Genomic DNA, 21,651 nt, shown 5'->3' on the forward strand with positions numbered 1-21,651 from the left:
TTACACCGGCTCGGGCCCCGCCGCGGGCGTACCGTGCCGACTGCGGTTTTGCACTATTCTGGGCTCGACACGTACTTTCTCTGCGAGGTCGGTGAACGAGTGCAGGCAGGCCTGGACGCGCTGCGGTTCCGAGTGTTTGATCCGATGGAAGTGTTGCCCGAGGGCGGCGGGCCCCTCAAACTCCGCGCGCCGCTCCAGCGAAGGCCGCTCGCGGCCCTGTTGGCCGGGGCAGGACGGGCCGTCTCGGTCGATACCCTCACCGACGCGATCTGGACTGAACTCCCGCCGGACCAAGCCCGGAAGGCATTGCTGGAATGCCTGCACCGCTTGCGGCGCAACCTCGGAGAACCGTACCGGATCAACCTCGAGCACGCGGGCTACCGCACCGGCATTCGGTCCACATCGAACCAGCCCGCCGTCGGCCGGGCGAACCTGCCGTGGCGTCATGGCTGATCGGGCGCCCGGACCCGCTGGCGGTCTCCGGCCGCTCCGGTTGCGCGCGATGATGACGCAGGAAGAGCTCGCTTTCAAAGCGGGCGTGGGCATCCGCACGATCCGCGACATCGAGTCGGGAAAGGTCCGCCCTCAGCCGCGGACTCAGCGCCTCCTCATCGAGGCGCTGCGGCTGGACGAGGGGGACCGGCCACTGCTCGACGCGTCCTCGATCCGGACCGCGGCGGTGCCCCGCGAGCTCCCGCACACGCTCCCCGGTTTCGCGGGCCGGGACGCGCACCTGGACGCGATCCTGACCGCGGCAAGCGAAGCGGCCGTCGTCGCAGTTCACGGCATGGCGGGCGTAGGGAAGACCTCACTCGCGGTACAGGCCGCCCACGCACTCTCCCCCCGGTACACCGACGGACAGTTGTTCGTCGACCTCCACGGGTTCACCCACGCCGTAGGATCCCGTCCGGGCCTGGCGTCGATGCTGACGAGCCTGCTGCGCCGCCTCGGCGCGGACGAGCGGGACCTCCCCGAGGAGATCGACGAACTCACAGCCCGGTACCGCAGCGCCGTCGCCGACCGCCGAATGCTCCTAGTGCTCGACAACGCCGCGAGCGCGGAGCAGGTGGAGGCGATGCTGCCGGGGACGCAGGGAAGCCTCGTCCTGGCGACGAGCCGCCGTGGCCTGTCCACTCTGGCGGGCGCGTACTCGGTGCCGCTCGAACCGCCACCCATGGGCGAGGCCGTGGCGATGCTCAGCGCCGGCGTCGACCGGATCACCGAGGATGAGGCCGTCGCGATCGCGGAGCGCTGCGGGCGACTGCCGCTGGCCATGGGGCTGGCGGCGGCGCGCCTGCGCAGCCGGCCCCTCTGGCGGGCCGAGGACCTGCTGGCGCGGCTCGACCACGAGGACCGGTTGCTCAGCGAACTCGACATGGGACACCGCGGTGTCGCCGCGGCGCTGCGCGCCTCGTACCTCGAACTCGACCCGGACCACCAGTGCATGCTGCGGCGGCTCGGCCTCCTCCCGGGCGACGACCTCGACGCCCATACTGCGGGCGCGCTGTGCGGGGTCGGCGAGGCGCAAGCGGCCGCGATACTGGAGTCGCTTGTGGACGTGCATCTGGTGCAGTCTCGGTCGCCCGGTCGCTACCGGCTGCACGACTTGGTGAGGCTCTTCGCGATCCAGCTCGCGAAACTGGAAGAGGCCGAGAGCGAACTGGACGAGGCCTTCCTCCGGATGCTCGGCGTCTACGTGCACTTCGCGTACCAGGCGGCGGCGCGGGTGCACCCGAACAAGCGCCGGTTCACCGAAGGCGCGGCGGCGCACGACGCCGGTCTCCCCGGCTTCGCGGACCAGGCCGGCGCGCTGTCGTGGTTCCACGCAGAGCGCGGCAATCTGGAGGCGGCCGTGACAGCGGCGGCCCGCATGGGGCGAAGCGAACAGGCCTGGCACCTGGCCGCTGCGTTCAACGCGTTCTTCGTGCACGACACCGACATCGGCTCGCACGCCACGGTCAACCGGATCGCTCTGGACATCGCCCGTCGCACCGGAGACGGCCTCAAGGAGGCGTTCACGCTCGGGGACGCCGGGCGGCGGCTGCTGGCGGCCGGCAGGCACCGGGAGGCGATCGGCTGCCTCGAGCGGTCCGTCGCGCTCAAACGCGACCTGGGCGAGTTCGGCGACGCGGCCCTGACATTGGCCAACATCGGCATCCTCCACCGGCGCACCGGGCGGTTCGCCGAATCGCTGGCGGCGCACGAAACCGCGCTGGCCGAAGCGGAAGCGGCAGCGGACACCGCGGCCGCGGCGCTCATCAGGACGAACATGGTCGTCCCGCTGCTGCGACTCGGGCGGTTCGCGGAAGCCGAGCGTCGGCTGGCGGAAGCGGAGTGCCGGCTGGACGCCGGGGATGACCACTACCGCACCCGCATCGAGGTCTTCCGCGGCGTGCTCATCCGCGAGCGCGGCGCCCCGGCGGAAGCCGCGGCCGTGCACGCCCGGTGCCTTGCAGCCTACCGAGGCGAGGACACCACGGTTGACGTCGCCGCGACGCTGATCGAACTGGCCGAGGACCTCCTGCGCGCCGGCCGCGTTCCCGACGCCACCGCCCACCTGGACAGAGCCGTCGAGTACGCGGTGAAACTGGCCGACCCGTCGCTGGAGCGGTCCGCCCGGAACGGCCTCGGCCGCGCACTCACGGCCGCGGGCCGCCCCGAGACCGCGATCGGGCAGCACGAGCGCGCTGCCGCCCTCGCCGAGTCTCATGAGGACGCTTACGAACTCGCACGGGCGCATCACGGCCTCGCCGAGGCCCAGCGGCGCCGAGGGGACCAAGCGGCGAGTCTGCGGCATCTGATCCTCGCCACCCGGGGATACGCGTACTGCGGCGTGCCGGAGGCGGCGGTCGCCGAACAGCTGAACCTCGTCCCCCTGGGGTGAGCGGGCCGATCCTGCCAGCTTCCCGTCGATCGCCTCGTCGACCGGGGACGCTGCAGCAGCGTGGAATCGACACGTTCGCGGCAGACCGGCATTGCGTCGGGCAAGGCGCGATGTCGACGCGGCCTACTCCCAGGTCTAAGACGAGCACCTGGCCGCACTCATCGAGAATCGAGATGGGGCGACCTTGCCACCGCCCCTTGCGCAAGCCGCTGGGGGTGAGCGGGTCTCAGAGGTCAGGGCGTGGGCGAAAGCTCGTCGTGTCGGGAATGATGTGATTCCAATGAATGGCAGTGATCTGTAGAGGTTTCGGGCGTTGTGTCTGGTGGCTTTGGCGAGGTTGTCGACTCCGGACAACCGGAGGGTGCCGATAGCGAGGTTGCGGAGGTGGCCATGGCGCGGGGCGCGTTCTTGGTGCGCAGACGGGAGGCGTCCTCACGGAAAGTGGTGCCCCTGACCAGGTGCGACCGGATCCCAGCTTCGCGAAGCTGCCGACGATGGGAGAGGATACGGGAACAGGCACGGTTCTCCTTGGTGTTCAACAGGATTCAGCACCCGTATGATCACCCAGGCCCGTGCCTGCACTGCTATTGCACCCCAACCACTCTCACCCCACAGAACACCGGCATTCACCCACGCCCTGATATATACCCCTCATTCCCGCAGGGAAGTTCGCCTCAGGCACGACGAAATCCGCCGGAAGGACTCTCCTGCATAGCCGAATTCTGAACCCAGGTCAATGGCCAGGTTCCGTCCTCGGCGTCGCGGTGAACCCACCCGGGCGGCCACTTGTGGCTGGACCCTGGTCCGGGGCTTTCGAACTTGATCCGCGAGGTCACCGCACCGTCCATCTCTGCGTTGACGCCCGGTTCGAGCTCAATGCCGATGAACTCGGCGCGACCATCGAAGCGTGCCCCGAGAAACCATGCATCGTCGCCGAAGTGTGCGTTCTTGAACCACGCGCTGTCAGCGAATCCAGCTTGGGTAAACCTGGCATTCCTTGCGAAGTGGGCCTGATCGAACTGGGCCGAGCTTCCAAACTTGGACGCACCGAACGCTGCGAGGCCTTCGAATCGGGCGCTGCTGAAGGTCGCGCCGTCCGCAAAGCAGGTGCTTTCGAAACCGCCGTTGCGGACGAACACCGCTCTCATAAAGAGGGCCTCACCCTCGAAGTGCGCCTTGTCAAAATCGACGTTGACTTCGAAGCGGGCATCGAAGAACGCGGCATCGTCATCGAAACGCGCCTCTGCGAACCGGGTAAAGTCGGCGAACTGTGCCTCCGGGAACCAGGCGATATCGGCGAAGTGCGCCCGATCGAACCGAGCGTCACCGGCGAAGCGCGTGATCGAGAACCAGGCTTCGCCGCGGAATCGAGCATCGTCGAACCGCGCGTCGCTGGTGAAGTGTGTGAACTCGAAGCTGGTCCGATTGATGAACAGCGCTCGGTAGGCGTCGACCGGTGGCAGTGTACAGCCGCTGAAGTCAGCGTTGATCAGCGTCGCTCCGTTGAGGTCGAGCCGGTCCAGACGCCAATACTGCCGGCACTCCGCCGGCAGGCCCCCATCTCGTTGATCGTGAGGACGTGGATCTTTGAGGTGGCTTGCGAGCAAACGTTGCGCGGTCATGCGGACCTCGGCCTCGTCATAGGCGTCCTGGTCCGAAGTCGATGGTTCCTGCACCCCGATATCTCGCGGTGACACCTCTCCGACAGTCGCGTCGACCAGGTCCGATGGAGGAAGATACCGCCGACGCAGGTACGCGCACCAAACCTCGGCAATTGCTTGTCGATGTTCGGGATGGTCTCGACCGAGCCTATCGAGCGCGTACAACCCTCCGAGCCGAACCGGCGTCTTCTCATGGCCAAGCTGCTCAATGGCCTTGATGTACTGCTCGGTGATTCGACGCTCCCGAGCATCGAACCGGTCGTGCTCATGAATGCGCTCTTGGAGGCGATGCGCGCGTTCCTGATGCCATTGTCGCCGAGCTATCAACGCCAGACCCACAAGACCGCCGAGACCAAACGCGATAGTAAAGGTCGCCTGGACCGCATTGACTTGAGCGTCCGGATTGCTACCAGCCATCGGGAGAACCAGGAGCCACGCCAGAAGCCAACCGCCCATAATCGCAACCAAGGCGACGACAATCCAGGGCCACCAACGTGTCCGGGCGTCATTGTCCTTGTCGACCATGTGACTCATTCTCGCGCATCACCCCACGGCTTTCACGAGAAGGTGTCGGGTTGATATTGTGCTGGTGGGGCCGCAGGGCACGGGCCGGGGCATGGGCGAAAGCCGTCGATGTCGGTTACGTCGTGATCCGGTTTGAAGATGTGTCCCTGCGCCCGCGCTGTGGGATGTCTTCCTCGATGCATCACGCCTCGGTGTCCAGTCTTGCAGCGATCCGTCCTCCTGGCACTTCAACGAGGTGGGCACTGCCGACCCGGGCCATGATCGGAAGCTCAAAGCCTGCCGCGATCTCGAGCGCCTTCGCTTTCTCGGCGACTCTCATTGCGAGAGTGCAGTGCGGCAGGAGAGCGTCAGGCCGGTAGCAGGGACAGATGCCGTCCACGATCGAGTCGATCGCCTCATTAACCTCGCTGTGTAGCTTGAGGAATCGGGCTGATGGGGCGACACCGAGGAAGACTGGGGCCGCCTCTGCAGGGGGGAAGAACCCCAGCGACACCAACGGTAGCGGCAGGCCGATGCTCCGGCTGAGGATCGGCTGGAGGGTCTGCGCCACTTCGGCCGGATCGCCCTGCTCGAACACGGACAACGAGACATGCGGCCGGTACATTGACTCGGGGTCCCCGCCCAACGATCGAATGCCTTCCCGGTCGAGAGCGGCCCAGACTTGACGGACCTGATGATCGGCTTGCTCGCCGGGAAACAGCTCAATCGCGAAGTGCATGGTGCTCTCCTACAACAGCAGTGGTGGCGAAAGACCTACACGGTCCCGGTATTCGCTTCGGGCTCGGGCGAAGGACAGCGATGTCGGGTTCGCTGGCGTGAGACGGTCTGGGGCGCAATGAGAGTGCAGGCACGGCTCAGGTAATCATTCGGGTGCTGAATCCTGTTGAACACCAAGGAGAACCGTGCCTTCTCCGCTATCCTCCCCCATCGCCGACACCCTCTGAAGTTGGGCGAGATCAACTTGACGAGGTCCCTGACCTGCTCCGGTATCTCTCCTGGGTGCCTGACCCGCGCGGGCGGTGCGGCCGCTGGTACTCGTTGACGAGTCTGCTGGCGCTGTGCGCGGCGGCCGTGTGCGCCGGGTCGGTCACGGTCGAGGCGGTCTGCGAGTGGGCCGCTGACACCCCGACCGAGATATTGGCCGCGCTCGGCATCCGCCGTCACCCTTTGGGCCGCAGGAGAGTACCCTCGCGCCGGTGCTTGACCGGCGTGCTGGCCCGCATCGACGGCGACGCGCTCGACCGGGCCGTCGGCGCCTGGCTATTCGCCCGTCGCGCCGGATCGACCAGGGAGGAGCCCTCGGGTCTGCGGGCGGTCGTGGTTGACGGCAAGACCTTGCGCGGTTCCAAGAACGATGAAGGGAAACGCGTGCATCTGCTCTCGGTAGTCGACCACGACCGATCGGTGACGCTCGCGCAGCGCAACGTCGGGGCCAAGACCAACGAGACTGGCGAGTTCGTCCCGCTGCTGGCCTGGATGGACCTGGAAGGCGCCGTGATCACTTGGATCCAGTTTGCTCAGTGAATCGGTTGCAGGCCCGATCACTCTGGGGCACAGAGGGATTGCTTGGCCGAGAGTGCGAACGTGGCCGCTGACCCGATCAGCGCCAGGGCATCGACCCGGGCGCCGACGGGCGCCGGGGCGGGACCGAACGGTCCCACCCCGGCGCTGTCTTCAGGTCGGGGTGTCAGGACCTGTGGCAGGTCCAGACGACCGCGTTGTAGTTCGCCAAGCCCGCTTCGTCGTCGCCGATGTAGATGTCGCCGGCGATCACCGTGCCGTCGGCGCTGATCTCCTGCGCGTACTCCTGCATTTCGCGCTTCTCAGGGGGGATGACGCCGTGGAGTTCGACGACCGTGTCGCCGTCCTGGAAGGCCGCGATGTCGGGGGTGCCGGGCAGGTAGCCGGCGACGATGCCGGTGGCGCTGACGGCCACGTCGCGGTCGAGGAGGGTCCGCTCGGCGGTGCCCTCGGCGAGGTTCCAGCGGACGCCTAGGGCCTGCGTGCCCGCGCCGGGTGCGAAGAACTGGCCAGAGGCCCAGTCGCCGTTGATGTCCACGGCGATGGAGAACGCCTTGGTCGGGTCGGCCCCTGCGGGGACCGGCAGCGGCTCGTTGACGCCGTCGGCGCCCCACCGGTAGGCCGTGGCGGTGCCGTTCTCGTTGTAGACGGCCCCGATGATTGTGCCGTCGTCGCCGATGTCATGGGCGTAGCCCGAAGTCGCGCCGGCGGGCAGCGGCAGCCGGACACGAGCCGAGCCGTCGGCGGGCCACAGGAGCGGGACGCCGCCGTTGACGGTGTGGACGTTGCCGACGATGTCGCCGTGCTCGTTGATCCCCTCGGCCCGTCCGCCTGCCGAGGCGATCGGGAGCTTTTCGAGGACGCCGTCGCTCCAGACGTAGGGGACGTCGCGTCCCTGGGCATTCGTCGAATACCCGGTGCCGTTCCCGAGGGAGTTCACGTCTCGGATCCGCGGGTGGTTGCCGGGCATGGGCACGTCGGTGACCTCGCCGTCGGCGTACAGGCGCGGGTAGGCCCCGAGCCCGTCGGGCCAGCTCTGGTCGAGCGGCAGGGCGTAATAGGCGATGACTGAGCCGTCGTCGCTCATCGCGCTGACGCGGGTCGAGACGAGCCCGTCGGGAATCGGGAGCGCCTCCCTGACGCACGTCTGCGCGGCCGATGGGTTCTCGGCGGCTGCCGAGAACTGCACCGCGAACACCCCGGTCCCGGCCGCCGCCACGGCAGCGAACCCTGCTGCGAACGCCTTGCGCGCGCGTCGTTTCACATTGAGCTGCATGTGTACCCGTTCTGTAGGAGACTGGCCGGCGAACGCGACTGCGGCTCCGCCGGCACCCCGTCCAATGTGCGCCGGGATACGCCGGTATTCAAGGCGGCATACCGGCGGGAAACCGGCAGGACGGCGCCCCCGAAGTCGATATTGTCGGTTCCACCGGCGACACCGCCCGGCCTGAGGTCCGGTGCCAGCGATCACCCGCTGCCGATGAAGGCGGGAGGATCGATGCAGGCGGTGCTGGAGGTCCGCCATCGTCAAGTCCAGGTCGGCGGCAGCTGGATTCTCCGTCCGTCGTGCTGAATCGCCCGCCGGCAACGTTGGTCACCGCTGCGTGATGCGGTCGAGTTCCTTGGCGACGAGCGCCGCCTCCGGCGTTCCGCAGTCCTCGAACCCTCGGGCCGCATGGCGCAGATGCCGCTCCGCCGCGGACGACGCTCCTAGGTCGCGGTGGGCGACGGCGAGGCCGTGGTGGGCTCGCGCGAGTTCGTAGGCGTCCTCATGGGACTCGGCGAGGGACGCTGCCCGCTGGTGGTGTCCGAGCGCCGCGTCGGGATCGCCCGTGGCGGTGAGGGCACGGCCGAGGCTGTTGCGGGCCATGCGTTCGAGAGCCGGGTACGCCAGTTCTTCCGCGTACTCGACCGCCTGCTGCAGGTGCGCGACGGCCTCGGCACCGCGCCCCAGGTGCAGCAGGTCCTCGCCGAGCTCGACGAGCACCGGAGTGAGCCCTTCCCGGATGCCCCTCTGCCGGCACCGCTCCAGGCAGGCGGAGTGCAGGACCAGGGCGGCGGCCGGATCGCCGTGCTCGCGGACGAAGACGCCGCGGAAGTTCTCGATGCGGCTGCGGTTGTAGACGTCGTCGACGTCCATGAGCCGCTCGGCCTCCACAATGCATTGCTCGGCTTCAGCGAGCCGTCCGAGATGCAGCAGCGGGACGACCATGTTCAGGTTGATGTGCACGATTGCGGTCGCGTCCGAGATGGCTTCCGCCAGGATGAGCGCCTCGTGGTAGACCCCGAGGGCGTCCGTGAACCGTCCGGACTGCCGGTGCATCAGACCGACGTTCCTGAGCGCCCATGTGGCGGCGCCGGTGTCGCCGAGTCGCCTTGTGACGACGGCGGACCGTTCGAGGCAGTCGATCGCCTCGTCGCGCCTGCCCGCGAATGCGAGCTGCCGGCCGCGGTCGCCCAGCGAGCGGGCTTCCTTCCGCTCGTCGCCCAGATCGCGGGCGAGGTTCAGGGCCGTCTGGTTGATCGCGAGGTGCAACTCGGAGTCCCTGTCGTGCATCCGGAAGGCGCTGAACGCGGTGGCGAGATGCCATGCCGGTCCGGCGCTCGCTGCACGCACCGCCGCGGCCAGATTGCCGCGCTCGGCTTCGAACCAGGCGACGGCGCCTTCGTGATCGACGAATCCGGGCAGCCCGGCGTCATGCGCTGCCGCCTCCTCGGTGAAGTGCTCCTGGAACGGCGAGGTGATGTGACTCGCGGCCTGGTAAGCGAAGTGGAGGTAGACCTCGAGCATTCTGGCTAGGGCGGCGTTCCGGTCGTCCTCGGTCTCTTCCAGTTCCGCGAGTCTGGTCGCGAAGAGTCGCACCAGGTCGTGCATCCGGTACCGCCCCGGTGCCCGTGTCTCTACGAGGTGAACTTCTACAAGGGATTCCAGCATCGCCGATGCCCGCTCCTCGTCGACCGCGCACAGCGCCGCGGCGGCGTGGGCGTCAACGTCGTCACCGGGGACCAGGCTGAGCCGTCGCAGCAGGCGGCGGTGAGCAGCGTCGAGCTCGAGGTACGAGGTGCGGAGGGCCGCGGCGACGCCCCGGTGCCCCATGTCGAGTTCGTCGAGCAGCCGATCCTCGTGGTCGAGTCGCGCCAGTAGGTCCTCTACTCGCCACTGGGGACGACTGCGCAGGCGGGCTGCCGCCAGGCCCAAGGCCAGAGGGAGTCGCCCGCAGCGCTCGGCGACCGATACGGCCCCGTCTGCGGTGATCCGGCCGGCCGCCGCTCCGAGCATGGCCACGGCTTCGGGCATCGGCGGCGGTTCGAGCGGGACGGAGAACGCACCGGCCAGTCGCGACAGGTCGCGTCGGCTGGTCGTCAGGACGAGGCTGCTCGCCGTTCCGGGAAGGAGCGCTTCGACCTGTTCGGCGTCGGAGGCGTTGTCGAATACCAGGAGCACACTCCGGTCGGCGATCGTGCTGCGGTAGTAGGCGGCGAGCTCGCTGGGGTCTGCCGGGACGTCCCGCTCGTCGACATTGAGGGACCCGAGCGCCCGCGTCAGTACGGACACGAGGTCCGGGCGCGACCCGGCGGGATCGGTGTACCCGCGAAGGTCCACGAACAACTGCCCGTCGGGATATCGGGGCGCGAGTTCGTGCGCGATGCGCACGGCCAATGCGGTCTTGCCGACGCCGGCCATGCCGTGCACGGCGACCACCGCGGCTCCTTCGTCGACGGCGGTGAGGACCGAGCCCAGGTGCTCTTCCCGGCCGGCGAAACCGGGCAGCGCCCTGGGCAGCTCGCGGGGCACCGTTCCCGCGTTGCCGGCACTCCCGATGAGCAGCGCCCGGCCGCGCTCGTCCAGGTTCAAGGCCTTGCAGAGCAGCCGCAGCGTCCTCGGCTGGGGCCGCACCCTGCCGGATTCGATGTCACGGATCGTGCGGACGCCCACGCCGGCTTTGAGCGCGAGTTCCTCCTGCGTCAGCATCGCCCGCAGTCGAAACGCCCGAAGGTTGACTTCAGGCGTTGCACCGGACATGCCGCAATCATAGCGATTCGACCAGCGCTCAGCGCTGATGCGGATCCCGCTGAACGCCGACAGCGCGATGCGAACCTCCGCGATCTGGGACGCCTCAAAGGCTCACGCAGGTCTCGGATTCCATATGGCTTTGCATTCTGCTGCCGGTTTCCGGTCATGGTCTGCGGCAAACCCCACGGGAGCACGTCGGCATCCTGCCGCTATCCCGCCTCCGTTCCGCCTCGACCGGGGGGTCGGATCCACGAAGGATGGAAGTCACGCCGACCGGACTTCCCGACCGGCCATCTGTCAGAGGAGAACTCCATGACCGAACGACCGCTGCTCTCGCGGCGCGGCCTGATTCAGGCCGCCGCCGTGGCTTCCGCCGCCGCGATCCCCGTGCTCGCCGTCGGCAGCCCGGCGAACGCGGCGTACCGGGGCATCGTCACCCGCGACGAAGTGATGAACCGGGCTCGCAACTGGTTCCTCCGCGATATCCCGTACGACGGCGGCAGCCGGGCCAGCGACATCGAAGGCGACCACACGTACCGGCAGGATTGCTCGGGCTTCGTCTCGATGGCCTGGCACACCTCCACCCCGGGCCACAGCACCAGGAGCATCCCCGACATCGCGGCCCAGATAGCGTGGAGCGAGCTCAAGCCCGGCGACGTCCTCAACGCCTACAACGACCATTGCATGCTGTACCACATGCGAGGCGACAACGGGAACATCTGGATCTACGATCTGGCGACGCCCGCGTCCGACATGCGGCACATCCAGGTGTCCCCCGCCTCACTGCGGGAACAGGATTACATCCCGCGGCGGTACCGAAACATCCGCGACAACTGATGACCTACGCGTGACGAGCTCGCCGGCGCCTTTGAACCCCGCCGGTGCTCCCCTCGACCATCCAGATCTGTACCGCGTCACTGAATTCTCGATGGACATTCGGCGGGTTTCGCGCGACTCGCGCGAAACCGACGAGACCACCTCCCGAAGCGCGAGTCCCTCTCCTGAACGGAGCCATAAGCAATGCCACAACGAAATGTTTCGCGACGGTCCGCACTGATCGCAGGGACTATCGGACTCGCAGCGCTGCCTTTCGCGGGCAACGCTGCGCAAGCCCAGGAAGTCAGCCCCAACGCGAACCGCAAGATCTACCTCGATCCCGGCCACGGAGGCACCGACCCCGGCGCAGTCGCGAACCGCCTCGAGGAGAAGGACCTCACTCTCGATATCGCCAAACGCACGAAAGCCATTTTGGACGACCACGGGTACCAGACACGGATGTCCCGCAGTTCGGATATCACCCGAAGCCTCGAGTACCGGGTGACCGACGCGAACAGCTGGGGGGCTGACGTGTTCCTGAGCATCCACATCAACTCCGGAGGCGGGAGCGGTTTCGAGAGTTACCGCGAACCAGACGCAACGGACCACACCCGGACGTTCCATTCCAACGTGCACCGCAGAACCATCGCCTGGATGCGCGAAACCGCCTCGATCACCGATCGGGGGACGAAGACTGCGGGCTTCTATGTGCTCGTCAACACGAAGATGTCTGCGGTTCTCACCGAGAATCTCTTCATTGACAACGAAGCCAACGCCAACCTCCTCAGGTCACAAAACTTTAGGCAGGACGTTGCGATCGGGCACTTCTACGGCATCGAGAACTTCTACAACTAGCACGGATGCGGCTCTCATCCGGGCCAACGCACCGAGTCTCCTCGCTGTGAATGGGGTACGACCGACGCCAGGGATGGCAAAGCCGCCGCGCTCAAGCGGAGTGCGGCGGCTACCGGACCCCTAGCAGGGCTTTCTCAAATTCCTGAGCGGGTCCGGCCCTCGCCTTGTCACTTTGAAAGGGCTGACGGCTACTGCCGCTGAGCGGCTCCGTCATCCCTCGCGGAGGCCGATCCGGTCGTGCAGGCGTCGCAGCAGGGCCGGCGCCCACCAGTTGGCGCGGCCGGTCAGGCGCATGACCGCGGGCAGGAGAATGCCGCGGATGACGGTGGCGTCCACGACGACCGCGAGGGCCATGCCGATGCCGAGCATCTTGAGGAACGTGACGTCCCCGGTCGCATAGACCGCGAACGAAAACGCCAGGACCACGGCCGCGGCGGTCACCAGGGGAGCGGACCTTTGGAGGCCGGCGGCGATCGAGCCGGTCCGGTCGCCGGTGCGGTCGTACTCCTCTTTGATGCGGGCGAGCATGAACACCTCGTAGTCCATCGAGAGCCCATAGGCGATGCAGAACATCAAGATCGGCACGGACGGCTCGAACGAGCCCTGCGGGGTGAATCCGAGGAGCCCGGAGAGGTGCCCCTCCTGGAAGACCCACACCATGGCCCCGAACATCGCCGCCATCGACAGTCCGTTGAGGACGGTGGCTTTGAGCGGGGCGATGACGCTGCCGGTCATGAGGAACAGAATCGCGACGGTGATCAGAACGATGAGGCCGAGGAGGGCGGGGAGCCTGTCGAGCAGCGCGTCCCGGAAGTCGGCGAGGTCCGCGGGATAGCCGCCGACCGTGGCAGTGAACGGTGCTTCGACGGCGCGGACCTCGCCGACCATGGCGTATGGGTCGTCGCGCATGGCCTCGGCGGTGGGGACGGCCGAGAGCCACGTGTCGCCGTCGCGCCATTCGAACCGCGCCGCGTCGGCGGGACCGACGAGGCTGCCGTCGGCGAACCTGCCTGCGGCCGTATCGACCTGCGCGATGCCGTCGACTGCTGATAGGGCGGCGGCGTAGGCGGCGAGCGCCGCTTCGTCGGCGTCCTCCGCGTGGACCAGCAGGGCATCGGTCTCCTCCGCGGTGAAGTTCGCCGTGACCTGGTCGGACACCACCCGAATCGGCGCGTCGGCCGGGAGCGCCCTCTCGTCGGGGACGCCGAAGCGGATGCCGAGCAGCGGCGACGCCAGCGTCAGCACCAGCACGAGTGCCGCTGCGCCCCAGAGGAACGGACGGCGCATGACCGCGTTCGCGAGTTTGTACCACCGGCCCTCGCCGATAGGGCGCGGCGCCCTCCGGCGCTCGACCCGATGGCCCCAGACCGCAAGGGCCGCAGGGAGTGCCACGACCGCGCCGATCACGGCCGCGAGCGGCACGATGATGCCCGCGTAAGCGAACGACCGCAGGAACGGGAACGGCATCAGCAGCAGCATCGACAGGCTCGCTGCGACCGTGACGGCGCTGAAGACGACCGTGCGCCCAGCGCTAGCGACAGTACGCGCCACCGCCTCAACCCGATCGTGCAGCAGAATCTCCTCGCGGAAGCGATTGACGATGAACAGGCAGTAGTCCACGGCCAGGCCCATCGCCATGACCAGGATCAGGTTTGCCGCGAACGTCGAGACCTCCACCTGAGCGGCGACGAACCGTATGGCCGCCAAGGACACCGCCAGCGCGAACAGCCCCACGCCAACGGTGAGGAACGCGGCGGCCGGGCGGCGGTAGATCGCGATCAGGAGCACCAGGAGCCCGGGGATGACGATCGCCTCGGCGAGTAGGAAGTCCTGGCGTGCGATCTGCGCGGCCTCGCGGAACAGCTCGTCCGAACCGCCGACCGCAACCGTGATCGGCCCGTCCTCATGTTCGAACTCAGCCTTGAGCCGTGGCAGGACCTCTTCCCGGATGAACGTCACTTCACCTGGGACGTAAGCGGTCACGAGCGCCTGCGATCCGTCCTCGCTGCGCAGCGTCGGCGATGCGCCGTCCCAGTACGAATGCACCCGCTCCACCTGATCGGCGTCCGCGAAAGCCGCGGCCAGCGCGGCCCCGGCTTCGGCGCTGGCGGGCGAGTCGACGTCGCCGTCGGCTGCGGTGACCAGCAGCAGGACGTTCGCCGAGCCGGTGGAGAAGTCCCGATCCAGGCGCTCGCCAGTAGTGATCGATTCAGACCCGGGGACTTGGAATCGGGAGAGAACGAGCGTGTTCATCGTCCCGGAGGCGATGAACGCGGCGGCGAGCAGGACGAGGAGCGAGGCGGTGAGGATCGCACGGCGGCGGTGGAAGGTGAAGCGGCCCAAGCGGTGCATGAGGGAGGCTGGGCGGGGTGGCGCGTGCGGGGTCATGGGGTCTCCTGACCGGCGTAGACTGAAAATACGAGTGAGCGCTCGTAAATAAAAATACGAGCGAAGACTCGTAATATCAAGTCTGAGAGGTGCCTATGGCCGACGACACAACCAAACCCGCCCGCAAACGTCAGGCCCGGGGCGAGAGACGCATGGCCGAGCTCCTCGACGCCGCCGCCGAGGTCTTCGCGACCCACGGCTACGCGAAGACGAGCACGAACGCGATTGCCGCCGCCGCGGGAGCCTCACCGGGCACGCTCTACCAGTTCTTTCACAGCAAGCAGGAGATCGCCGAAGCCCTCATGACCCGCTACGTCGAACGCCTCGGCATCGCCCACGGGTCCGCGTTCGCCATCGATGGCGCCTCCCTGCCGCTCGCCGAACTGCTCGACCGGGTTCTCGATCCGATCATCGCCTTCGACCGCGCCAACCCCGGCTTTCACACCCTCCTCGCGGACCCGGGCATCACTCCCGAACTCGCCCAGGCCAAACGACCCGCTCAGAAGCTGATCTTCCAGCACCTCGACCGCATCTTCGCCGACCGCGCCCCGCACCTACCGCCCGACGAGCGCCGCCTCATCGTCGCCGTCGCCGTCCACATGTTCCGCGGCGTGCTCCCGATGCTCATGGCCGCCGGCGACAACGAGCTCCCGAACGTCACCCACGAAATCAAGCAGGCCCTCCACGCCTACCTCAGCGCCGCTCTCGAACGCGCCGCGTAGCCGTCCAAGGCAGGGAAGGCCGGGATGAGGGCGGAAGCAGCAGCTTCGGCGGCGATTCAGGGGCGGGCGCTCGAGAGCGAGCTGCAGCGGGCGACCCGGGCGCAATGCACAACCTCGGCGCCATCCTTTGTACGCGACACCGAGCAGGACCCAAACGAGCATCACGGCCGCGACGGTGATCCCGAGCATGTGCTCGGGTAAGGGCAAGAGGGGGTACGGGCGGCGCTGGGTAGGTCACCTCGTGGGATTCCAACGAGTCAGGCACTTGTCGATTGCGGCTGCGGGTTCGGGCTGCCGGGTCGTGGGGCTGCCCGGCAGCGCATGGTCTCCTAACGGTTCAACGGTGTCTCATCCACCACGGCTTCGAAGTTGAAGCTGCCGGCTTCGACGTCGATGCTGGTGACAGTGATGGTGATGGCGTACTCCGCGTCTGTTGAGACGTCGATCAGCACGCAGGAGTGGATCGCTCCCTCATACAGGGTCCTCGTGGCGGCGTCGCCACAGTCGATGTCGTTGCCCGCCCCCCATTCGGCCGCCACCGCGTCCGCGACCGCCGCGGCGAATTCTGGGGCGGGAACCACGATGCTGTTCGCGTCGGCGGCCGGTGCTGAGGTGTCGGCCTCGGCGGGATCGGAGGTCGGGGCCTCGCTGGGGGCGTTGTTGGGCTCGGAGGCCACTTCCACGCTGATCTCGTAGTCCCTGCCTTCGACGCTGGTGAAGGTGATGGTGGCGTCGTATTCGGCGCCGGTCTCGGTGGAGGTCGCCACGCAGTCGACCTCCTTGCCTTCACTGACGATGATCGAGTCGTCGTCGCAGTCGAGGTCGGGACGTGATCCGGTCTGCTTCTCCAGGGCGTCCGCGGCCAGGTCGGCGAGTTCTCCGCCGGATACCGTGGGTCCGGCTTCGGCAGTGCACGCCGCGAGTCCGAGGAGGGCGAGGGCAAAGGGCAGGGCCGCTGGTTTTCGGCTGGGCACAACGGGGCCTTTCATTCGCTGGGTGAGGATTGCAGTCTCCTGGCGTGCGTGACGCCGCCCGGAGGAACGGCGAGCCCGGCGAGCGCTCTGCCTGGGGCGTTGTCTCGCCTCGGCCTGCTGCTGCCGTGGACGATGCCGACTTGATCCGACAATTAGGCAATTTTTCCAGCAGTATGAGTGCCGTACAAGGCGGAACACCGGCGGGACTCCGGCAGGAAAAGGATGCCGCTGGCGACAGCATCGCGCGTCAGCGCCCAGTTCAGGCCACTGCCAGCGCGAGGCGAGGGACGCCGTGACATGCGGCTGGACGCTAACGTTCTGGATGCAGTTCCTCAACGCCCCGCGGCACGAACGGAAGGACGAACCCTCATGGAGCAGACGCAGTACCGCGGCTTCGACCCCGTTCTCGGGTGCGTACGCATCTGTGACATGACCCGGGCGGGTCTCGTACCCCCATGGCCACGGCCCGTCAAACTTCGTCGATTATGGACGGGTTTGCGGAGCCAATTTACGAGCCATTCGCTGTCGAGAACGATGCTCAATGTTGCCGCACAATGACCATCGATAACTAACGCGGGGAAGGATCTACCTGCGAACGTCCGCGGCTGCTTAGCGCCGTCCAAACGCAGCGCGGGGTCGGCATGCCCGAGCGCGGCGGTAAGCAATGGGGCGCGCAGTTCCGTGGGTCCTGCCAGACCATCGTGGATACCTTGAGCAATCCGAACACCACCGTCTCTTTGAACGCGGCCCGGTCCATCTCGGCGAACACCGCGCGAATCTCCGGCGGCACGTCACCGGTCAGCGGCTTCGGCGCTGCAGGCTGACGCAGGACCGCGACGGGGAACTCGTTGAGGAGTCCTACCGCCGCCGCCAAATGCGCAGCCGCGGCGTTCTCGGGGCGCATTGGACGCTGTACGCGAGCGCGCCGAACCGAACCTCGGGAATCAAACGGGCATCCTCAGCGATGGCTTCCAGCCAAATAGCCGCAGCCGGCGCCGTCTCCGGCCGGCTCCGCGGCCCTGGCGAACGCATGTTCGCCCAGCTCAAAACCTGGGCAATCTTCGACCAGGTGCGCTGCGACCCGAACCAGGTCACCCAGCTCGCCAAAGCCGCCCAAGCCCTCAACGGCTACGAACACCGATGTCGGTAGCAGCAGTTTCACGGCCTGTGGCAACCCTCCTCGGCCGCGGCGATACGAATGAGCCGGGTTCACGCACGCGAGCTGCATCGACCGTTCGAAGCGATCCGCGCTGGTGATGTCACGTTCGCGAACCGGATGCTGTGCACAGCAGGTTGGGCGCGGGCAATGGTTACTGAACTTGCATCGACTGGTGAACGGCCGCGGGACGTGAGCTGGACCAGTCCAGTCGAGGATCAGCATTGGCCGAGCTACGGACCGCGAAACACCAGTCGGAATTGACCGATCATCTTGAGGATGCGGCGGGATTTGTGCCGCACTGGAAATTGTGTCACGATTTCCCGGCCGCGTTCCGATCGATGTCGAGCGGCCGGGAAAAGCGACCGCTCCTCGACACCTGGGAGGTCGTGGACAGGCCCCGACGGCCCGATCACGACCATCACCGCCCCGAAACCCGAGGTCGAGGACCAAGCCTTCGAAATCGTCACGACCCACCGCTTTCGGGCCATGGATGCCTGGCACATCGCCACCGCCACCCTCCTCCTCCCCGAACTCGCGGCAGGGGAGCCCTATGACTTCGCCAGCCCACACAAAGAACAGGCGGCAGTCTCCGAACTCCGAGGCTTCATCCTCGTCTGACGGCGAGGTGCAGGCGAAACACGGCTGTCACCGACCGCCGACGCGTCCGAGCAAACCCGTGTCCACAGCTCGGGCCCGTGCCAGAATCCTTCGGTATGGAACCGGATCCTGACGTTCAGGCGAAACGCGATCTCACCTACGGCCAATTCGACCTCGGTTCGCTGTCCATCTTCTCGGGGTCGTTCATCAACTTCGGATACTGGGGCGACCTCGAACCCGATCGCGAGATCACCGTCGAAGAGCGCCTCGAGAGCCACGCCGAGCTGTACCGCCAGGTCGCCAGGACCCTCGAACTCGAGCCCGGCAACCGACTCGTGGAACTCGGCTGCGGCATGGGGGTCGGCGCCGCCCAGGTCGTCACCGAGTTCGACGTCCTCGTGACCGGCATCGACCGCTCCGCAGCCCAGCTCGAACGGGCGCGCACCGTCAACGCCGGCGCGATCAAGGCCTTGGACGGCGCGCTCGCATTCGTCCAAGGCTCGGTCACCGACCTCCCCTGGGGCGACCGCTCCGTGGACGCCGTCTTTTCCGTAGAAGTGCTCCAGCACGTCGACGACCTCGCCGCCGTCGCACGCGAGGCACACCGAGTCCTGGTACCCGGCGGACGCATCGCGATCGCGACATTCTTCGCGCCCGATGGCGCCGACACGGCCCAGATCGCCGACCTCCTGGAGCCCGTCGCCACCGGCGTCGACATCATCCGCCCAGTGGGAGACCTGGCCGCGGACCTGACCGCCGCCGGGTTCACCGACGTCGCCGTCGAGTCGATCGGCGACCACGTGTGGCGCCAGCTCGACCGCTGGATCGCCCAGACCGAGTTCCGCATCTCCTGGGCCCGGAACTACCTGCGCTGCTACGAGAACGGCATGCTCGACTACTACGTTGTCACCGCCCGGCGCGAAGGACTGTCCCTCGACTCAGAACGGTCGTTATCCGGTCCGTTCGCCGCGTTGGTTCGGTGTCGCTGCCGAGATCGCAATTCGCACGAACGCAGGCATCCATGGATGCATCGCTTCGCGGTGGGGGCGAGGCCGGGCCGCCTGAGCGGCCCGGCCGAGTGGACGCGTCGATTGTAAGTGCCGCTCATGGGCGCTCCGATTCAACGAGTTCGGTTGCCTACCAACGAGTTCAGTCGGGAGATCGCAGTATTCCCCTGGTGAGAGCGGGTTGTAGAGACCTTGAAGCCGTGTTGTGGTCGTTGGGGGTGGGGTCGACCTGCGTCGTGAAGATGAGTTTGTATCGGCCACTGTGGCTTACGAGAGGCCGTTGCCGCGCTGGCTTTATCGCCAGGACAAGGTCGCGAGGTAGCTGCCGCTGGAACCGGAGGTCACGGAGTAGCCGCTCCCTGAACCACCGCCGGAACTCGTCGTCTCCTGCCACTCGGTGCGCCGGAACGTCCACATGCCGTAGCCCGCCTCGACGGCTGCCCCAGAACGGGAAATCGACGTATACCAAGTGCCGCCACTCCACCCCGTCATATGGGTGATTTCTCTGGCGTGCTCACCGTGGTACGGCGGGACGTCGGCCGTCTCTCGGCGTCGCGCACCCTGGGCGCGCAAACGGTCGTCGACGCGTCCGGTAAGGGCGTTTACGCGAAGGTACCGCTGGCCCGGGTACATCGCCGGCAGGTCACCGATGAAGCGAGCGAGGACGATCGCCGGAAGCCGCGCGACCGTGACGAGCGCGGCCGCTGCGAGTAGCGCCCCGATATCGTCGAAGCGCAGCGGGATCGGTAGCACGTTCGGGGCGAACCAGGTCGTGAGCCACAGCAGGAACGCCCCACCGACGAACGACGCCGCGAGGCCGTACCACGTGCCGAAGATCGTGATGCCTGAAGCCCAATACCGGTACCCGTTGACTGCCATCGTCTTCGCCCATTCGACGTCGCCGCCGAGTCGGACCACAGCGGCTTTCGGTAGCGCGAAGAACACGACCGCGGCGATGCCTGCCGTCAGCAGTGTCTCCTGCAGATCGGCCGTGCCGAGGTGCGCGCCGTCGACGAGTTTCGACGCGGCGACGAGGCCCGCCCACGCCAGAGCGGCACTGAACAGGCCGAGCAGGATCGCTCGGCGCCCGTCCGTGTTGGAGAGCTGGTAGGTGAGCTTCGCCAGGAGTGCGACGATGAGGCCGGCGATACTGGTCGCGACCGGCCCGCCTGACGTAGTGGGCCAGCCAGCGCGGTCGGCGATCTGCGAAGCGGCGTACATGGCGAGCGGAACAGGGCCGAGGATCCACAGGGCAGTGAGAGTCCAGCTCATCGCGACGCACCTCCACAGCACCGACACGTGCGGTGACGACCAGGAACGTTCGGCAGCTGCCATGACGCGCTGCCAGTCGGTGCGGTATTTCGCTGCCACCCACCGTCGCTGCAAGGCAAGGAACGGCCATGCGCTGAGGAGCACCAATCCGGTCGCGACCGGGACCACGGTGACGAGCGCTTCAGGTTCCGTGGGGAGCGTGAACCCTGGTATCACATAGTTCGCGGACAGGAGCCCGGCCGCGACGACGAACGGGGCCCGCAGGAGCTGGAGCAGACGGGTGACTTTGGGGCGCATATCGCTCATGCTCCCACGGTCCCTGCATTTTGGAAGCTCCTGCGACATGCCGTACCGCTCAGCCGGTGCCCGATGGGCTTCACCGGTTTCAGCGAGGCTGGTGAAAGCAGGGGGTCGGGCCGCCATCGCTCGGAGGCGGCGGCCCGCCCCGGAGGCGAAGCTAAGGCCCGGCCGCGAGCGCGACAACGCGGCCCAGGAACGCGTTCAGAGCGGCATTGAGCAAGCGAAACCGGGCCCGAGAGGGCACGCGCTCAACCTCGCGCACTGTGCGCTTGTCATGTACGCCGCAGACCGTCCCGGACAAGCCGCCCGTTACGCTGTGCAGGCACTGCAAGAAGGCCCGAATATGCGTTCAGCCCGGCTCGACCATTACCGGTCGCAGATCGCCGCGGCGGCACTCTCCTTTGCCACGGTCGACGAGCCGAACTGGCATCGGCGCTGGCCCGACACTGAGGAGAGCATGGTGCGAATCGGCATCACGGGGCACATGAACCTGTCACCGGATACGGCAAACCTCATCAAGGACGCATTCGCGACCGCTTTGAGCGAAGAGGAGCGCACCGGGCAGGAACTCGTCGGCGTCTCCTGCCTCGCTGAAGGCGCCGATGCGATCTTCGCGCAAACCATCTTGGACACCGGCGGTCTCCTTGAAGCGCTCCTGCCCGGCCCCGACTACCGCGACACCCGCGTCAGCGAAACACACCTGCCGACGTTCGACGTGCTCGTCCGGCAGGCACACACGGTCCGCTATGCCGCGGACGCGTCCTCGATGGACGCGTACGAAGCCGCGAACGCGGCCATGCTCGACTCCGTCGACGTCCTGTGGGCCGTGTGGGACGGCGAGCCGTCCCCGGCGGGGAAGTACGGCGGCACCGCGGACGCCGTCGCTGGCGCCGAAGCGCGCGGGGTACCCGTCCGCCGGTTCTGGCCGGCGGGCGCCACACGCTCCTGACCGTTC

General features: G+C 67.4%; 17 protein-coding genes and 1 pseudogene. 11 read left to right on the forward strand and 7 right to left on the reverse strand.

The annotated features are described in order from the left end of the window. Positions 1–99 precede the first annotated feature (99 nt). On the forward strand, positions 100–453 hold the full coding sequence (locus tag AB0K52_RS12360; RefSeq protein WP_363530211.1) for a hypothetical protein: 354 nt from the start codon (positions 100–102) through the stop codon (positions 451–453). Beyond that, the gene (locus AB0K52_RS12365) at positions 446–2,884 is read left to right on the forward strand and encodes an NB-ARC domain-containing protein (RefSeq protein ID WP_363530213.1); all 2,439 of its coding nucleotides are present in this window, start codon (positions 446–448) and stop codon (positions 2,882–2,884) included. The genes AB0K52_RS12360 and AB0K52_RS12365 overlap by 8 nt, the downstream gene beginning before the upstream one ends. A gap of 674 nt (positions 2,885–3,558) precedes the next feature. Here the strand turns inward: AB0K52_RS12365 and AB0K52_RS12370 are convergent. Further along, complete coding sequence (locus AB0K52_RS12370; protein WP_363530216.1) at positions 3,559–5,070, reverse strand: pentapeptide repeat-containing protein; 1,512 nt, start codon at positions 5,068–5,070, stop codon at positions 3,559–3,561. Positions 5,071–5,251: 181 nt separating this feature from the next. Further along, positions 5,252–5,788 carry a 2'-5' RNA ligase family protein gene (locus AB0K52_RS12375; protein ID WP_363530219.1) on the reverse strand — a complete coding sequence of 179 codons (537 nt, stop codon included), beginning with the start codon at positions 5,786–5,788 and terminating at the stop codon, positions 5,252–5,254. 152 nt (positions 5,789–5,940) lie between these two features. Here AB0K52_RS12375 and AB0K52_RS12380 point away from each other — a divergent pair, with 152 nt between their 5' ends. Continuing rightward, a complete protein-coding gene (locus tag AB0K52_RS12380) occupies positions 5,941–6,594 on the forward strand; it encodes a transposase family protein (RefSeq protein WP_363530222.1) in 654 nt (217 codons plus the stop codon). A 163-nt stretch (positions 6,595–6,757) separates the two neighbouring features. Here AB0K52_RS12380 and AB0K52_RS12385 read toward each other — a convergent pair whose 3' ends face one another. Further along, positions 6,758–7,867, reverse strand: a complete 1,110-nt coding sequence (locus AB0K52_RS12385; RefSeq protein ID WP_363530225.1) for a hypothetical protein — start codon at positions 7,865–7,867, stop codon at positions 6,758–6,760. Positions 7,868–8,185: 318 nt separating this feature from the next. Further along, positions 8,186–10,615 (reverse strand): tetratricopeptide repeat protein, encoded by a 2,430-nt coding sequence (locus AB0K52_RS12390; RefSeq protein ID WP_363530228.1) that lies wholly within the window; start codon positions 10,613–10,615, stop codon positions 8,186–8,188. A 303-nt stretch (positions 10,616–10,918) separates the two neighbouring features. Here AB0K52_RS12390 and AB0K52_RS12395 point away from each other — a divergent pair, with 303 nt between their 5' ends. Continuing rightward, the gene (locus AB0K52_RS12395; RefSeq protein ID WP_363530231.1) at positions 10,919–11,443 is read left to right on the forward strand and encodes a twin-arginine translocation signal domain-containing protein; all 525 of its coding nucleotides are present in this window, start codon (positions 10,919–10,921) and stop codon (positions 11,441–11,443) included. Positions 11,444–11,626: 183 nt separating this feature from the next. Next, complete coding sequence (locus AB0K52_RS12400) at positions 11,627–12,277, forward strand: N-acetylmuramoyl-L-alanine amidase (protein ID WP_363530234.1); 651 nt, start codon at positions 11,627–11,629, stop codon at positions 12,275–12,277. 210 nt (positions 12,278–12,487) lie between these two features. On the opposite strand, the gene AB0K52_RS12405 is transcribed toward AB0K52_RS12400, so the two are convergent. Further along, the gene (locus AB0K52_RS12405) at positions 12,488–14,665 is read right to left on the reverse strand and encodes an MMPL family transporter (protein WP_363530237.1); all 2,178 of its coding nucleotides are present in this window, start codon (positions 14,663–14,665) and stop codon (positions 12,488–12,490) included. 95 nt (positions 14,666–14,760) lie between these two features. On the opposite strand from AB0K52_RS12405, the gene AB0K52_RS12410 reads away from it, so the two are divergent. Further along, a complete protein-coding gene (locus tag AB0K52_RS12410) occupies positions 14,761–15,387 on the forward strand; it encodes a TetR/AcrR family transcriptional regulator (protein WP_363530240.1) in 627 nt (208 codons plus the stop codon). Positions 15,388–15,716: 329 nt separating this feature from the next. On the opposite strand, the gene AB0K52_RS12415 is transcribed toward AB0K52_RS12410, so the two are convergent. Beyond that, complete coding sequence (locus tag AB0K52_RS12415) at positions 15,717–16,361, reverse strand: DUF4333 domain-containing protein (RefSeq protein ID WP_363530243.1); 645 nt, start codon at positions 16,359–16,361, stop codon at positions 15,717–15,719. Positions 16,362–17,002: 641 nt separating this feature from the next. On the opposite strand from AB0K52_RS12415, the gene AB0K52_RS12420 reads away from it, so the two are divergent. The 4 genes and pseudogenes from AB0K52_RS12420 (at position 17,003) to AB0K52_RS12435 (ending at position 19,214) form a co-directional block, all read left to right on the forward strand. Further along, on the forward strand, positions 17,003–17,185 hold the full coding sequence (locus AB0K52_RS12420) for a hypothetical protein (RefSeq protein WP_363530246.1): 183 nt from the start codon (positions 17,003–17,005) through the stop codon (positions 17,183–17,185). Between the two features lie 182 nt (positions 17,186–17,367). After that, positions 17,368–17,511 (forward strand): annotated as a pseudogene (locus tag AB0K52_RS12425) (IS5/IS1182 family transposase); the annotation flags it as partial. Between the two features lie 495 nt (positions 17,512–18,006). Next, the gene (locus AB0K52_RS12430; RefSeq protein WP_363530249.1) at positions 18,007–18,138 is read left to right on the forward strand and encodes a hypothetical protein; all 132 of its coding nucleotides are present in this window, start codon (positions 18,007–18,009) and stop codon (positions 18,136–18,138) included. A gap of 95 nt (positions 18,139–18,233) precedes the next feature. Further along, positions 18,234–19,214, forward strand: coding sequence for a methyltransferase domain-containing protein (locus tag AB0K52_RS12435; RefSeq protein ID WP_363530252.1), 981 nt, complete (start codon positions 18,234–18,236; stop codon positions 19,212–19,214). Positions 19,215–19,418: 204 nt separating this feature from the next. Here the strand turns inward: AB0K52_RS12435 and AB0K52_RS12440 are convergent, their stop codons facing one another. Next, the gene (locus AB0K52_RS12440; protein WP_363530255.1) at positions 19,419–20,702 is read right to left on the reverse strand and encodes a hypothetical protein; all 1,284 of its coding nucleotides are present in this window, start codon (positions 20,700–20,702) and stop codon (positions 19,419–19,421) included. A 268-nt stretch (positions 20,703–20,970) separates the two neighbouring features. Here AB0K52_RS12440 and AB0K52_RS12445 point away from each other — a divergent pair, with 268 nt between their 5' ends. Beyond that, a complete protein-coding gene (locus AB0K52_RS12445; protein ID WP_363530258.1) occupies positions 20,971–21,645 on the forward strand; it encodes a hypothetical protein in 675 nt (224 codons plus the stop codon). Positions 21,646–21,651 lie beyond the last annotated feature (6 nt).

This window comes from Glycomyces sp. NPDC049804 (assembly GCF_040674615.1).
Taxonomy (GTDB): domain Bacteria; phylum Actinomycetota; class Actinomycetes; order Mycobacteriales; family Micromonosporaceae; genus Glycomyces; species Glycomyces niveus.